General features: G+C 74.0%; 14 protein-coding genes. 3 read left to right on the top strand and 11 right to left on the bottom strand.

Translation table 11 applies throughout. The features are described from left to right. Positions 1 to 153: 153 nt before the first annotated feature. Positions 154 to 915, top strand: coding sequence for a GntR family transcriptional regulator (locus ACSP97_RS06415; RefSeq protein ID WP_358297432.1), 762 nt, complete (start codon positions 154 to 156; stop codon positions 913 to 915). Between the two features lie 198 nt (positions 916 to 1,113). On the opposite strand, the gene ACSP97_RS06410 is transcribed toward ACSP97_RS06415, so the two are convergent. Further along, positions 1,114 to 2,271 (bottom strand): ROK family transcriptional regulator, encoded by a 1,158-nt coding sequence (locus tag ACSP97_RS06410; protein WP_355155034.1) that lies wholly within the window; start codon positions 2,269 to 2,271, stop codon positions 1,114 to 1,116. 314 nt (positions 2,272 to 2,585) lie between these two features. Between ACSP97_RS06410 and ACSP97_RS06405 the strand changes: the two genes are divergently transcribed. Further along, on the top strand, positions 2,586 to 2,921 hold the full coding sequence (locus tag ACSP97_RS06405; protein ID WP_364733500.1) for an ABC transporter ATPase: 336 nt from the start codon (positions 2,586 to 2,588) through the stop codon (positions 2,919 to 2,921). Here ACSP97_RS06405 and mug read toward each other — a convergent pair. From mug to ACSP97_RS06355, 10 genes are all read right to left on the bottom strand, one after another. Beyond that, entirely contained in the window at positions 2,918 to 3,406 is a 489-nt protein-coding gene (gene mug, locus ACSP97_RS06400) for a G/U mismatch-specific DNA glycosylase (protein WP_358274537.1), read from the bottom strand. The genes ACSP97_RS06405 and mug overlap by 4 nt on opposite strands. Positions 3,407 to 3,462: 56 nt before the next feature. After that, positions 3,463 to 4,905 carry an adenylosuccinate lyase gene (gene purB, locus ACSP97_RS06395; protein WP_364731974.1) on the bottom strand — a complete coding sequence of 481 codons (1,443 nt, stop codon included), beginning with the start codon at positions 4,903 to 4,905 and terminating at the stop codon, positions 3,463 to 3,465. A 99-nt stretch (positions 4,906 to 5,004) separates the two neighbouring features. Next, on the bottom strand, positions 5,005 to 5,409 hold the full coding sequence (locus tag ACSP97_RS06390; RefSeq protein WP_355155042.1) for an FKBP-type peptidyl-prolyl cis-trans isomerase: 405 nt from the start codon (positions 5,407 to 5,409) through the stop codon (positions 5,005 to 5,007). Positions 5,410 to 5,485: 76 nt separating this feature from the next. Then, a complete protein-coding gene (locus ACSP97_RS06385; RefSeq protein WP_440556711.1) occupies positions 5,486 to 6,334 on the bottom strand; it encodes an SGNH/GDSL hydrolase family protein in 849 nt (282 codons plus the stop codon). A gap of 61 nt (positions 6,335 to 6,395) precedes the next feature. Beyond that, positions 6,396 to 7,409: a hemolysin family protein gene (locus tag ACSP97_RS06380; protein ID WP_355326585.1), complete on the bottom strand. Its 1,014-nt coding sequence runs from the start codon at positions 7,407 to 7,409 to the stop codon at positions 6,396 to 6,398. Beyond that, complete coding sequence (locus tag ACSP97_RS06375) at positions 7,406 to 8,749, bottom strand: hemolysin family protein (RefSeq protein WP_440556709.1); 1,344 nt, start codon at positions 8,747 to 8,749, stop codon at positions 7,406 to 7,408. The genes ACSP97_RS06380 and ACSP97_RS06375 overlap by 4 nt, the downstream gene beginning before the upstream one ends. A gap of 175 nt (positions 8,750 to 8,924) precedes the next feature. Then, positions 8,925 to 9,350: a GNAT family N-acetyltransferase gene (locus ACSP97_RS06370; protein WP_388315475.1), complete on the bottom strand. Its 426-nt coding sequence runs from the start codon at positions 9,348 to 9,350 to the stop codon at positions 8,925 to 8,927. A gap of 45 nt (positions 9,351 to 9,395) precedes the next feature. Then, positions 9,396 to 10,280, bottom strand: a complete 885-nt coding sequence (locus ACSP97_RS06365; RefSeq protein ID WP_355326579.1) for an LLM class F420-dependent oxidoreductase — start codon at positions 10,278 to 10,280, stop codon at positions 9,396 to 9,398. 77 nt (positions 10,281 to 10,357) lie between these two features. Next, entirely contained in the window at positions 10,358 to 12,931 is a 2,574-nt protein-coding gene (locus ACSP97_RS06360) for an ABC transporter permease (RefSeq protein WP_440556706.1), read from the bottom strand. Positions 12,932 to 12,935: 4 nt separating this feature from the next. After that, on the bottom strand, positions 12,936 to 13,739 hold the full coding sequence (locus tag ACSP97_RS06355) for an ABC transporter ATP-binding protein (protein WP_355155056.1): 804 nt from the start codon (positions 13,737 to 13,739) through the stop codon (positions 12,936 to 12,938). A gap of 211 nt (positions 13,740 to 13,950) precedes the next feature. Between ACSP97_RS06355 and ACSP97_RS06350 the strand changes: the two genes are divergently transcribed. Next, entirely contained in the window at positions 13,951 to 14,193 is a 243-nt protein-coding gene (locus ACSP97_RS06350; protein ID WP_355155058.1) for a toxin-antitoxin system HicB family antitoxin, read from the top strand. Positions 14,194 to 14,222: the final 29 nt, after the last annotated feature.

Here is a 14,222-nt window from a genome sequence, read left to right as displayed (position 1 = left end):
GCTTCGCGGCGCCGTGCCCCGGCGTTCCCGCGGGGATGAAGGATTGGTCTTGACCAAGGGTGTCGGCCGTCCTATGGTCGCAGAGAAGTGCAACAACCTTTAATAAACAAGGGCGCTAAAAACCGCCGGATAACGGCTCTTGTGGAGGACAGGGTGGGGACCACGCAGCTGGATTCGGTGCAGGAACCGAAGTACTGGCATCTCAGGACCGTGCTCAGCGAAGCGCTGGACTCGGAGTTCTCGGTCGGCGAGATCCTGCCCAACGAGCGCGACCTGGCGGCCCGCTTCGGCGTGGCCCGGGCGACGCTCCGGCAGGCCCTCGAACAGCTGGAGCTGGAAGGCCGGTTGCAGCGCCGCCGCGGCGTCGGCACCACCGTCGCGCCGCCGCGCGTGGGCGTGGCCGTCGGCGGCGAGCAGCACGCCTGGCCGGGCGGGTCCAAGGACGCCTGGCAGGCCACCGACTGCGTCCAGCAGGTGCCGCCCGCGGCCGTCGCCGCGGCCCTGGAGACCGGTGCGGACGAGCCCGTGCACACCGTGCGCCGCTCCCGTACCTCGGGCGGCCAGCGGGTCGCCACCGAACTGCTGTACATCCCGGCCGCCTCGGTGCCCGGCCTCACCGCGATCGACGCGCCCTCCGGCCCGGCCCGCGCCCGCACCGTGCTGCGGGAGCTGCACCGCCTGGAGCCGGAGGGCCAGGACCGTGCCGTCGAACTGGGCTCGGCGCGCGCGGACGACGCCCGCGAACTCGACCGGCTGCCCGGCTCCCCGGTGCTCGTCGTCACCACCCGCTTCACCGCCGAGGGCCGCACCGCCGCCCTCTCCGTCGCGACCTACCGCGCCGACACCTGCCGGCTGACGTTCGGCGACGCGGCCGACGTGGAGATACACCACGACCCGGAGCGGCGAGCCTCCTGACCGGCCACCTCCGGCGCTCCCGCCACGGTCCTCGTCGCCGACCAGGGCGCCCGGCGCGTGGCGAGCACCTGCTGGTGCCGGCGGGCGTCACGGCACCGTGGCGGAAACCGGCGGCCCCGCCCACTCGGCCGAACCACCCGCCCCCACAGGCGACTTCACGCCCCCCTGCCGTGGCACCACAAGGGACGCCCCGACCGGTCAGCGGCGCGCCGTGACCGTGCCCTCCACCGCGAACAGCTGCTCCTCCACATGGTCCAGGGCCAGCCGCAGCGCGCCCGTCGGCACGGCCGCCTCGCCCAGCGCGGACAGCGCCACCCGGGGCGGCCGCAGACAGTAGCGGGCCAGCTCACGGCGCAGCGGCTCCAGCACCCCGTCCAGGCCGGCCGCCCAGCCGCCGATCACCACCAGCTCCGGATCGAGGGCCAGCACCAGCGCGGCCACATCGTGCACCAGCCGCTGGACGAACCGCTCCTCGGCCGCCCGCGCCCGCAGATCGCCCTTGCGGGCCAGCGCGAACACCTCGGCCACCGCCTGCTCGTCCAGCGGGTGCAACGGCTCGTCGGTGGTGGACAGCAGCGTCTCCGGGGTGGCCTCCCGGCCCAGCAGGTGCAACGCCCCGATCTCCCCGGCCGCCCCACCGAAGCCCCGGTGCAGCCGCCCCCCGATCAGCGCACCCGCCCCCGGGCTCAGCCCGGCCAGCACGAACACCACGTCGTCGGTGCCGTCCGCCGCGCCCTTCCAGTGCTCGGCGACGGCCGCCGCGTTGGCGTCGTTCTCCACCAGCACCGGGCACTTGAACGAACGGCTCAGCCGCTCACCGAGGTTGAGCCCCGTCCACTGCGGCAGCGCGGTCCCAAGCCGCACCGTGCCGTCGGCCGCCACGATGCCCGGCGTGCCCACGCCCACCGCGCGCAGCGAGTCACGGGGGACCCCGCAGCGCCGCAGCAGCTCGGCGACCGCGCCGCGCAGCCGGTCAAGACGCTCGTCCGCCGAGGCGGTCTCCCCGACCTCCTTGGACTGCCCGCCCAGCACCCGCCCGTCCAGGTCGGACAGGAGCGCGGCGACCCGGTGCGCCCCGACCTCCAGACCCAGCAGATGCCCCGCCTCCGCCCGGAACCGGAACCGGCGGGCCGGGCGCCCCTGCCGGCGCGCTATGCCCTCGTCGGCGGCCCGCTCCACCACGAGCCCCGCCTCCATCAGCCCCTCGACCACACCCTCGACGGTGGGCCGGGACAGCCCGGTGACCCGGGCGACCTCGGTGAGCGTCGCGCAGTCCGCGGCACGCAGCGCGTGCAGCACCACCGCCGAGTTGATCCTCCGCAGCAGCGAGGGATCGCCACCGGTCAGCTGCCCCACCGTCCGTCCTCCCAGCTCGCGGGGGTATTGGCCGGATCGTACTCGTCCGGCCCCATCCCCGGCGAGCGCCGGACGGAGCCGGGAGCAGAACACCGGGACGGCCGGTGCGGCCCAGGGGGCCCGCCAACGCCCTTCTGCCACGTCGGGCCGGCGCGGCACACGTCGGCGGATCATGTTCTCGGGGCATCGAGGGCCCGCGTCCCGCCTGGTGGCCGGCGCCCGGGGCAACTCCCGTCATACTGACGGGCGTTGGAAGCACGGAGTGCGGGCCGGTGCTCCGCGGGACGGCGGGAACCGGGTTCAGGGAGGCCGGCATGGACTTTTCCGCGGAAGCCGCCGAGGCGGCACTACGCGCCCACGAGTGGGCGGTGCACGTGGACGGGCAGACGACGGGCTCGGGCCGCGACGTGGCACGGGCACGGGCTCGGCTGTGGGCACGGGTGGCGCAGGCGTGCACGGCCGTTGCCGCGGCCCCGTCGCCCCGTGCGGCCCAGGCGGCGGGCCGGGCGCTGGACGCGGCGCGGCGGCAGGAACGGGCCGGGGACTTCGCGGATCTGCAGGACCAGGCCTGGACATGGGCCGAGGTGGCCCTGGCCTGCGCCACCACCGGCGCCGAGCAACCGCCACGAGATCGGCCGGCGAGGCCCTAGCTCTGGGCGGCCACCCGCAAGCTCGCGAACTCCTCCGCCATCGTCGCCGTCGTCCAATGGGCGTTCAGGCCGCTTGGGTTGGGCAGGACCCAGACGCGGGTGCCGCCGATGGTCCGTTCCTGGGGGCCCACTCGGGCGGTGCGGTCGGCGAAGGCGGCGCGGTAGGCGGTCACGCCGACCACCGCCAGCCAGCCCGGTTCGAGGCGTCGTACCTTCTCGGTCAGCAGCCGACCGCCCTCGGCGTACTCCGCGGCGGTCAGCTCGTCCGCGCGGGCGGTGGCGCGGGCCACGACGTTGGTGATGCCGAGCCCGTACGACAGCAGCTCCTCCTGCTCGGCCGGTTTCAGCTGCCTCGGGGTGAAGCCGGACAGGTGCAGCACCGGCCAGAACCGGTTGCCGGGGCGGGCGAAGTGGTGGCCGGTGGCCGCCGTCAGCAGGCCGGGGTTGATGCCGCAGAAGAGGACCCGCAGACCGCCCGCGACCACGTCCGGGACGAGACGGTCACGGGCGGCCTCCAGGTCCGCCTTGGTGAAACGCGGGGTCAGAGGATCGCCCCCGGGGTGTAGCCGGCGGCCTCCGGGCGCTGCTTGACGATCTCCTCGATGCGGTCGGCGACCTGGGCGACCTGGTCGGCCGCCGCGCCGGTGAAGGACAGCTTGTCGGCCATCAGCGCCGCCAACTGCTCGCGGTCCAGCGGCAGCCGCTCGTCGGCGGCGAGCTTGTCGAGCAGGTCGTTGCGCTCGGCGCCCTGCTCGCGCATGGCGAGCGCGGTGGCGACGGCGTTCTCCTTGATCGCCTCGTGCGCCACCTCGCGGCCGACCCCGGCGCGCACCGCGCCCATCAGCACCTTGGTGGTGGCGAGGAACGGCAGGTAGCGGTCCAGCTCACGGGCGACGACCGCCGGGAACGCGCCGAACTCGTCGAGGACGGTCAGGAAGGTCTCCAGCAGGCCGTCCAGCGCGAAGAACGCGTCCGGCAGCGCGACCCGGCGCACCACGGAGCAGGAGACGTCGCCCTCGTTCCACTGGTCGCCCGCCAGCTCGCCGGTCATCGAGGCGTAGCCGCGCAGGATCACCATCAGGCCGTTGACGCGCTCGCAGGAGCGGGTGTTCATCTTGTGCGGCATCGCCGAGGAGCCGACCTGGCCGGGCTTGAAGCCCTCGGTGACCAGCTCGTGGCCGGCCATCAGCCGGATCGTCTTGGCCAGCGAGGACGGCGCCGCCGCCAGCTGCACCAGCGCGGTGACCACCTCGTAGTCCAGCGAGCGCGGGTAGACCTGCCCGACCGAGGTGAACGCCTGCGAGAAGCCCAGGTGGGCGGCGATCCGCTGCTCCAGCTCGGCCAGCTTCGCCGCGTCGCCGCCCAACAGGTCCAGCATGTCCTGCGCGGTGCCGACCGGGCCCTTGATGCCGCGCAGCGGGTAGCGGGTGAGCAGCTCCTCGACCCGGCCGTACGCCACGAGCAGCTCGTCGGCGGCGGTCGCGAAGCGCTTGCCGAGGGTGGTGGCCTGCGCGGCCACGTTGTGCGAGCGGCCCGCCATGACCAGCTCGGCGTACTCGCCGGCCAGCTTGCCGAGACGGGCGAGGACGGCCACCGTGCGGTCGCGCATCAGCTCCAGGGAGAGCCGGATCTGGAGCTGCTCGACGTTCTCCGTGAGGTCACGGGAGGTCATGCCCTTGTGCACGTGCTCATGGCCGGCGAGGGCGTTGAACTCCTCGATCCGCGCCTTCACGTCGTGCCGGGTGACCTTCTCGCGCTCCGCGATGGAGGCCAGGTCGACGGTGTCGAGGACACGCTCGTAGTCGGTGATCGCCTCGTCCGGCACCTCGATGCCGAGGTCCTTCTGGGCCCGCAGCACGGCGAGCCAGAGCTGCCGCTCCAGCTTCACCTTCTGCTCGGGCGACCAGAGCGTGGCGAGCTCGGCGGAGGCGTAGCGTCCGGCGAGGACGTTCGGGATGCGGGGCTTGGCGGGCGCTGAAGTCACGTAACCGGATTCTACTGGCGATTCGTGCAGCTCAGCGCCACCGGGGTGTTCGTCGGAAACTACGAGAGCCCGTACGCGGTGCTCCGCCTGGGAGAGGTCCTAGGAGTTGGTCCACCCGGTGGTGCCGGAATAGGAGTCCAGCAGGTCCACCACGAAGAGAAGGGTCGAGCCCGGGGGGATCAGCGGCGAGGGCGACTGGTTGCCGTAGCCGAGACGCGGGGGAACGATGATCTCCCGCCGGCCGCCGACCCGCATCCCCCGCACTCCCCGGTCCCAGCCCTTGATGACCTTGCCGCCGCCGAGGGTGAACTTGAACGGCTGGCCCCGGTCCCAGGAGGCGTCGAACTCCTTCCCGGATGCGAAGGTCACGCCGACGTAGTGGACCCTGACCACCATGCCCGGCTTCACCTCGGGCCCGTCCCCGACGACCAGGTCCCGGACGGTCAGCTCGGCCGGAGCGTCACCCTCCGGAACGTCGACCTCGGGCTTCGTCGGTTCGCTCATCGCAGCCTCATCACCTTCCGCCGGAAGCCGTCGCACGGACCAGCGTATGCGCCGGGCCGGAGGCCGGGGCCCGGGGTCAGAGATCCACCCGCCGCCAGTCCGTCACCGGGCCCGGGTCCGTGTCGTCCACGGGGCTGACCCAGAAGGGTTTGCCCAGCTCGGCGCTGAAGTGGGCGCCTGTCCGGCCGTCCCCGGAGGAGCGGCCGGTCAGGCGGCGGCCTATCCAGGGCAGCAGATGCTGCCGGGCGAAGCGGACGTCCGCCACCCGCCGGGCCGGCCACGTGGGCGGCACCGAGGCCGGCAGCGGTGCGTGCCACTGCGCGTCCCGCGGCTCGTAGCCGAGCGCCTGCCCCACCGCCTCGGCGACGCGGCGGTGACCCTCGGCCGTCAGGTGCAGCCGGTCCACGTCCCACAGCCTCGGGTCGCCCAGCGCCGGGGAGCCGTACAGGTCGACCACGAGGGCGCCGTGCTTCGCGGCCAGCTCGTCCACGCAGGCGAACAGCTCCTCCATGCGCGGCCGGAACCGCTCCAGGACCGGGCCCCGGCGGCCGGGGCTGCGCATCAGCACCAGCTGCCTGCAGGAGGGGGCGAGCCGCTCCACCGCCTCCGTCAGCAGCCCGCGCACCCGGCCCATGTCGCACTTGGGCCGCAGGGTGTCGTTGAGCCCGCCGACCAGGGTGACGACGTCGGCGTTCATCGCCGTCGCCACATCCACCTGCTCCTCGACGATCTGCCCGATCAGCTTCCCGCGCACCGCGAGATTGGCGTAGCGGAATCCCGGGGTGTTGGCCGCCATCCGGGTGGCGAGCAGATCCGCCCAGCCCCGGTAGGAGCCGTCGGGCAGCAGGTCCGACATGCCCTCGGTGAAGGAGTCGCCGACCGCGACCAGGCTGGAGTACGGGGGAGAAACGGTATTCGTCTGCATGGCGACAGCGATGGTAACCCGGCTCCATACCCAGCGGTCGGTCAGGTCCGGGACGCCCGGTTCACACGGGCTGCCCGAACAGCTCCCGCAGCACGTCCTCCATGGTCACCAGGCCCGCCAGCCGCCCGTCGTCGCCCAGCACGGCGGCCACGTGGGTGCGGCTGCCCCGCATCGCGGTGAGCACGTCGTCCAGCGGGGTGCCCGCCTTCACCCGGGCGATGGGCCGCATGTCCCGCAGCCGGAACGGCACGTCCCGCGGCGCGGCGTCCAGTGCGTCCTTGACGTGCAGGTAGCCCACGATCCGGCGGCCGGAGTCGACCACCGGGAACCGGGAGAACCCCGACTCGGCCGACAGCCTCTCCAACTGCTCGGGGGTGACGCCCACCTGCGCGTACACCACCCGCTCCAGCGGCACCACCACGTCCCGCACCGGGCGGCTGCCCAGCTCCAGGGCGTCGTGCAGCCGTTCCTGCGCGCGGTCGTCGATCAGGCCCGCCTCGCTCGCGTCCTTGACGATCTCGGCGAGTTCGGTGTCCGTGAAGGTCGCCGAGACCTCGTCCCTGGCCTCCACCCTGAGCAGCTTCAGCAGCCCGTTGGCGAACGCGTTCACCGTGAAGATCACCGGCCGCAGCGCCCGGGACAGCGCGACCAGCGGCGGCCCGAGCAGCAGTGCCGCGCGCACCGGCTCCGCGAGCGAGATGTTCTTGGGCACCATCTCGCCCAGCAGCATGTGCAGATAGGTCGCCAGGGTCAGCGCGATCACGAAGGACACCACATGGCCCACGCTCGCCGGCACGCCCACCGCGTGGAACACCGGCTCCAGCAGATGCGCGATGGCCGGCTCGGCGACCACGCCCAGCACCAGGGTGCACAGGGTGATGCCGAGCTGGGCGGCGGCCAGCAGCGCGGAGACGTGTTCCAGCCCCCACACCACGCTCTTCGCCCGCCGGTCGCCCTCCTGCGCCAGCGGCTCGACCTGGGAGCGGCGCACCGAGATCAGCGCGAACTCGCCGGCCACGAAGAAGGCGTTGACGACCAGGGTCGCCAGGCCGATCAGCAGTTGTACGGCGATCATCGCGCCCCCTCCGTCGTCTCGTCGCCGCTCTCGTCGTCCAGGGGCGCGTGCAGCAGCAGCCGGGCGGCGCGGCGCCCGGAGGCGTCCACCACGTCCACCCGCCAGCCCGCGATCTCGACGCGGTCACCCGGCTCCGGTATCCGGCCCAGCTCGGTGGCGACCAGACCGGCCAGGGTCTCGTACGGCCCGTCGGGCACCCGCAGTCCCACCCGCCTGAGCTGGTCGGTGCGGGCGGCGCCGTCGGCCGAGTACAGCGCCCGGCCGCTCTCGTCGGCGCCGGCCGGGGCGAGGTCGGGCGTCTCGTGCGGGTCGTGCTCGTCGCGCACCTCGCCGACGACCTCCTCGACGATGTCCTCCAGGGTCGCCACGCCCGCCGTGCCGCCGTACTCGTCGATGACGACGGCCATGGTGCGGCGGCCGGAGAGCCGGTCGAGGAGCCGGTCGACGGTGAGGGACTCGGGTACCAGCAGCGGCTCGCGCATCAGGTGCCAGACACGGCGGTGGCGGCGGTGCTCGGCCGGTACGGCCAGGACGTCCTTGATGTGCACGGTGCCCACCACGGAGTCCAGGCTGCCCCGGTAGACCGGGAACCGGGACAGGCCCGTCGCCCGGGTCGCGTTCGCCACGTCCTCGCAGGTCGCCTGCTCGTCCAGGGCGATGACCTGGACGCGCGGGGTCATCACGTTCTCCGCGGTCAGGTCGGCCAGGTTGAGCGTGCGCACGAACAGCTCGGCGGTGTCCGCCTCCAGGGCGCCCTCCTTGGCGGAGTGCCGGGCGAGGGCGGCCAGCTCCTGCGGGCCGCGCGCGGAGGCCAGCTCCTCGGCGGGCTCGAAACCGAGCCGGCGCACGAAGTGGTTGGCCGTGTTGTTCAGCTGGGCGATGAAGGGCCGGAAGGCGGCGCTGAACCAGCGCTGCGGGGTGCCCACCCGCTTGGCCACGGACAGGGGCGAGGAGATCGCCCAGTTCTTCGGCACCAGCTCGCCGACGACCATCAGGAACACCGTGGACAGCGCGGTGCCGACCACCAGCGCCACCGACTGCGCCGCACCGCCCGACAGCCCCAGCGCCCGGAACGGGCCGGCGAGCAGCTTGGCGATCGACGGTTCGGCGAGCATGCCGACGACCAGGTTGGTGACGGTGATGCCGAGCTGGGCGCCGGAGAGCTGGAAGGTCAGGTTCCGTACGGCCTTCAGGGCGCCCGGGGCGCCGCGCTCGCCGCGCTCGGCGGCCCGCTCCAGCGCGCCGCGCTCGACGGTGGTCAGCGAGAACTCCGCCGCCACGAACGCGCCACAGGCCAGTGACAGCAGGATCGCCACCAGGAGGAGCAGCACTTCGGTCATCGGGTCACCCCCGTCCCATGATCGGACAGGGGTCGGTGGGGCGCGCGGTGTCGCGGGCCGGGAGGCTCGTCCATGGACGGACGCTCACTACCTTTCATAGAGGGTCGAGTGCTCCCTCCAGGGTAAAGGATGGGCAAAGCAATGCCGGTGGCCTGTGGACAACGCCGCGCACGGCTCAGCCGGTGAGCGGCTTCACCCAGCGTCGCCACCGTTCCTCGGGGCCGTACCCGGCCGCCCGCCAGGCATGCTGCGCCCGCTCGTTGCGGACCAGCACCATGGCGTCGGCCCGCCGCCCGCCCAGCCGGACGAAGCGCTCCTCGGCGGCGGCCAGCAGGGCCGTGGCGACGCCCCGGCGCCGCCGATCGGGCCGGACCGCGAGCCGGTACAGATGGCAGCGCCAGCCGTCGAAGCCCGCGATCACCGTCCCGACCAGCTCACCGCCCAGCTCGGCCAGGAGCAGCGCCTGCGGGTCGCGCGCCACCAGGCGCTCCACCCCGGCGCGGTCGTCGCTGATGCTGGTGCCCTCGGCGGCCGTGCGCCAGAAGGTGAGCACGGCGTCGAGGTCATGGGGTTCGGCGGAGCGTATGCGCAACTCGGTCATGCGACCACCATGATCACCACCGGGCCCCGCGCGCCGGGGTTTCCATCATGCGGACCGTGCGCGCAGCCGCTCGATCACCGGCGCGAACGCCTCCATGTGGGGCTCCAGGACGGTCAGGTTCGTGAACCCGTACCGCTCGCGCTGTGCCTCGACCCGCGCCACGACGTCCTCCAGCGGGCCGGCCAGGACGACGGGCAGCGCCAGCGCCGACTCCAGGGTCAGCTCCGGCCGCCGCTCCAGCAGCGGCTTGAGCGCCTGTTCCGGGTCGTCGGTGACCACGGCCTGCTGGAGCAGCAGGCTCAGCTCGGCCGGTTCCGCGCGCCCGGCCGCCAGCTCCCGGTAGCGCCCCACCCGCTCGTCCAGCTCGTCGGCCGTGAGCGGTTCCAGCGACCGCGTGCTCCCCGTCCGGGCCCCGGCGAAGGCGGCGATGTCGGCGTGCTCTGCGGTCAGCTCCAGCATCCGGTCGCCGTTGCCGCCGATCAGCAGCGGCACCCGGGACTGCTCCGGGCGGGGCTGGTGGTCCTCGGCGGCGAGCAGCCGGTCCAGCTCCTCGATGGTGCGCCGCAGATGGTCCACCCGCTCGCCCGGCGAGCCGAACGGCAGCCCGGCCGCCTCGTGCTCCTCGCGCACATAGCCGGTGCCGAGACCGAGTTCGAGGCGCCCGCCGGTGAGCGCGTCCGTGGTCGCCACCTCGCGGGCGAGCAACGCCGGGTTGTAGAAGCCCGCGTTGAGCACCAGCGTGCCGACCCGGACCCGCTCGGTCGCCTGCGCCGCCGCGACCAGCGCGGGGAACGGCGCCACCCAGCCGAGGTGGTCGGGGACGAGGATCACGTCGTACCCCAGCTCCTCGGCGCGACGGCACTTCGCACGCCACTCGGGCCCGGACGCGGGCGTGAGCATGTTGACCCCGAAACGGAACGGGCGCGGCATGAATTCTCCTCCACCGTCGGCGAATTGACCTTCGGCCACATACCATCACGTCCGCCGCCGGGCCGTGGGCCGTACCGTCACTCGTGGGCGATCGCCGCCAGCACGTTCATCCGCGAGGCCCGCAGCGCGGGCAGCAGCGCGGCCACGATCCCCACCACCGCGGAGCCGGCCACCACCGCCACGATCGTCCCCCAGGGGATCGCGAACGCCGTCAACCCGCGCAGCGCCAGCACCTGTTGCATGCACACGCCCCACACCAGCCCCAGCGCCAGCCCGAGCACCGCGCCGAACACCGCGATCACCACCGACTCCAGCCGGATCATCCGCCGCAGCTGCCGCCGCCCCAGCCCGATCGCGCGCAGCAGCCCGATCTCCCGGGTGCGCTCCACCACCGACAGCGCGAGCGTGTTGACCACGCCGAGCACGGCGATGACGATCGCCAGCCCCAGCAGCGCGTACACCAGGTACAGCAGCACGCCGATCTGGTCGTGGACCAGCTTCTTGTAGTCGGTCTGGTTGCGCAGCTGGACCTGCGGGAACGGCGCGAGCGTCCGCTCCAGCCGGGGCCGCAGGTCCTGCGGCCGGGTGCCCGGCGCGGCGTTGACGTAGAGCGCGGAGTCCTGGCCGCCGGGCGCGTACCGCTCCAGTGTGCCGAGGCCGAAGAAGACACCGCCCTGGTTGCCGAAGCCCTCGGTGGAGGCCTGTTCGGTGAGCGCGCCGACCGTCAGCCGCGCCCGGCGCCCGCCCGGGAAGTCCACCGGGAGCACACTGCCCGGCCGCACCCCGTGGTCCCGGGCGAACGTCGCGTCCATGGCGAGGTGCCCGTCGGCGAGCGCCGCCGCCGAGCCGCCGCGCGCGTAGTCGATGTGCACGACGTCGTCGAGCCCGGCGCCGTACGCGGATGCGCCCGTCTCCACCCGTCCGCCGTCGGGCAGCCGCAGCGCGATCCGGGTGAGCCGCTGCGGTACGACCAGCCCGGTGCCCCCGGTGGCGGCCACCCGGTCGGCGATCTGCCGGGTGAACGGCGTGAAGTTGGCGTTCTGGACGGTGAAGTCGGCGCCGAGGGTCTTGTCGATCCGCCGGTCGAACGACGCCGACATGGACGCGCTCGCCACCGACATGCCGCTCACCAGGGCCAGGCCCACCATCAGCGCGGCCGCGGTCGCGCCGGTGCGGCGGGGGTTGCGCAGGGCGTTGCGCTGGCTCATCCGGCCCACCGGCCCGAACAGCGCGGGGAAGGCCCCGCCCAGCACCCGGATCACCGGCCGCACCAGCAGCGGCCCGGCGACCACGGTCGCGACCAGCGTCAGCGCCACGCCCACACCCAGCAGGGCGGCGGCGGGCGCGGTCCGTGTCGCCGCCGCGCACCCGGCCAGCGCCGCCGCGCCCGCCGTCCCGACCAGCGCGCCGACGACCCCCCGGGCCCGCAGCGGCTTGCCCACCGCGGCGACCTCGGCGTCCGCGAGCGCGGCCATGGGGGAGACGGCCGCCGCGCGCCAGGCGGGCAGACAGGCGGCCACGAAGGTCACGCCGAGCCCCACCCCGTAGGCGGCGACGGGCGTGCCCCAGCCGATCACCATCCGCGCGGCGGCCAGGTTCGTCCCGAACACGCCCATCAGCCGGATCAGCCCGAACGCGAGGCCGATCCCGGCCGCCAGCCCGAGCGTGGCGCCGACCAGACCGAGCAGCAGCGCCTCCGTCAGCACCGACCGCCGCACCTGCCGCCGGTCGGCGCCCAGCGCCCGCAGCAGGCCCAGCTCCCGGGTGCGCTGGGCGATCAGCATGGAGAAGGTGTTGACGATCAGGAACACCCCGACGAGCAGCGCCACCCCGGCAAAACCCAGCATGACGTACTTGACGACGTCCAGGAACGTGCCGAGGCTCGCCGCCGCCGACCTGGCCTGCTCCCGCGCGGTCTGCACGTCGTACGCCCCGGCGTCCGCGCCGAGCGCCGCGACGACCCGCTGCCTGAGCCGGTCGGCGGGGACCCCCTTGGCCGCGTCCACCGAGATGCCGGTCGCCCGCGCGGGCGAGCCGAGCAGCTGCCGTCCGGCCACCGCCGGGTCGAGGTAGAGCAGCCCGGCACCCGAGTTGGTCGTGGTGAACGTCGCGATCCCGGCGACCCGCACCCGGAAGGTACCGGGCTGCGCCTGCACCGTCAGGGTGTCGCCGATCCGGACGTGCCCGCGGCCGGCCGTGTCGGCGTCGAGCAGGGCCTCGCCCGGACCGCGCGGAGCGTGCCCGGAGGTCAGCTCCACCGGGCTGTGCCGGGTCGGGTACCAGGCGCCGGCGAGGGTGGGCGCGCCGTTGGTCGGCCCGACGGAACGGTTGTGCCGGTCGACCACCACGACGTTCCGCACCTGCACGTCGGCGCGCGCCGCCGCCACCCCGGGAACCCGCGCCACCCGGTCCCGCAGCGCGGCCGGCAGGGTCTGCACCGCGCCGCTCGCCCGCGCGGACACCAGGTCCCGCTTCGGCTGCACGGACACGTCCGCGGCGGTGGAGGCGAACAGCCGGTCGAACGTGCGGGAGACGGTGTCGGAGAAGATCAGGCTGCCCGCGACGAACGCCACGGACAGGAGCACGGCCAGCGCGGACAGCGCGAGCCGTCCCTTGTGCGCGAGGAAGCTCCTCAGGGTCGCCTTGAGCACCGGCTCAGTCCTCCCGCGCGTCCGGCAGGGCACGCCCTGCGTCGAAGCGTTTCATCCGCTCCAGCACCCGCTCCGCCGTCGGCCGCGCCAGCTCGTCCACGAGCCGCCCGTCGGCGAGGAAGAGCACCAGGTCCGCGTGGGCGGCGGCGTTCGGGTCGTGCGTGACCATGACGACGGTCTGCCCCAGGTCGTCCACCGCGTCGCGCAGAAAGCGCAGCACCTCCAGGCCCGCCCGCGAGTCCAGGTTGCCCGTCGGCTCGTCCGCGAAGATCAGCTCCGGCCGGGAGGCCAGCGCCCGCGCGCACGCGACCCGCTGCTGCTGGCCGCCGGAGAGCTGGGCGGGCCGGTGTGTCAGCCGATCCCGCAGCCCGAGCCGGTCGACGACCTGGTCCAGCCACTCCGGGTCGGGGCCGCGGCCCGCGATGTCCATCGGCAGGGTGATGTTCTCCGCGGCGGTCAGCGTCGGGATCAGGTTGAACGACTGGAACACGAACCCGACCCGGTCCCGGCGCAGCCGGGTCAGCTCCCGCTCCCGCAGCCCGGTGAGCTCGGTGTCGCCCAGCCACACCTGCCCGGCCGACACCGTGTCGAGCCCGGCCAGACAGTGCATGAGCGTGGACTTGCCGGAACCCGAGGGCCCCATCACGGCGGTGAACCGGCCCCGCGCGATGTCCACGTCCACCGAGTCCAGCGCGCGGACGGCGGTCTCGCCGGTGCCGTACGCCTTGGTCAGCGCGCGGGCACGGGCCGCGGTCCCCTCGCCCGGCGTGCGGCCCGGGGCGTGCTGTGCGGCAGGGGTTGTGGACAAGACCGCCTCCCGGTCACCGGTACTACCCGTCCCGGGTGAGCCTAATGTGACCGGGCGCACAGCGGGAATCCGCGACGGGCCGGGCGGCCGGGCGGGCCCGGAGGGACCTGCGGGAACGGTGCGCCGAGCCCCCGGCGAAAGCTCCCGTGCGCCCCCGCCGTGCCCCCGCGCCCGTTTGCCCCTGCTAGCAGCCTGGCGCTAGCGTCGAGGCATGGCAAAGACCCAGTTGAACGTGCGCGTGGACGAGGGCACCGCCCGCGCGGCCCGGGAGCGCGCGCTGGCCCGGGGGATGAGCGTGAACCGCTACATCGAGGAACTGGTCAGACAGGACACCGGCGAGGTCGGCCGGACGTTCGTGGAGGCCGCCGCCGACTTCATGAAGCAGTACGAGTCCGTGTTCGCCGAGGAGTTCACCGAGGCGCGCGGCACCGGTCCGGCCGAAGGACGCAGCTGATCCCTTGAGCGATTCCCCCAACGGGCTGA

This window comes from Streptomyces sp. SCPE 10 (assembly GCF_051980735.1).
Taxonomy (GTDB): Bacteria; Actinomycetota; Actinomycetes; order Streptomycetales; family Streptomycetaceae; genus Streptomyces; species Streptomyces misionensis.
Note: the sequence above shows the minus strand (reverse complement) of the source record. Positions and strands in the feature narration are given on the sequence as shown.

Bases quoted from the DNA above. Each gene is read 5' to 3' on its own strand.
- ACSP97_RS06405 (WP_364733500.1), top strand. From the start codon at position 2,586: ATGGACTTTTCCGCGGAAGCCGCCGAGGCGGCACTACGCGCCCACGAG.
- ACSP97_RS06390 (WP_355155042.1), bottom strand. From the start codon at position 5,409: ATGAGCGAACCGACGAAGCCCGAGGTCGACGTTCCGGAGGGTGACGCT.
- ACSP97_RS06385 (WP_440556711.1), bottom strand. From the start codon at position 6,334: ATGCAGACGAATACCGTTTCTCCCCCGTACTCCAGCCTGGTCGCGGTC.
- ACSP97_RS06380 (WP_355326585.1), bottom strand. From the start codon at position 7,409: ATGATCGCCGTACAACTGCTGATCGGCCTGGCGACCCTGGTCGTCAAC.
- ACSP97_RS06375 (WP_440556709.1), bottom strand. From the start codon at position 8,749: ATGACCGAAGTGCTGCTCCTCCTGGTGGCGATCCTGCTGTCACTGGCC.
- ACSP97_RS06370 (WP_388315475.1), bottom strand. From the start codon at position 9,350: ATGACCGAGTTGCGCATACGCTCCGCCGAACCCCATGACCTCGACGCC.
- ACSP97_RS06365 (WP_355326579.1), bottom strand. From the start codon at position 10,280: ATGCCGCGCCCGTTCCGTTTCGGGGTCAACATGCTCACGCCCGCGTCC.
- ACSP97_RS06350 (WP_355155058.1), top strand. From the start codon at position 13,951: ATGGCAAAGACCCAGTTGAACGTGCGCGTGGACGAGGGCACCGCCCGC.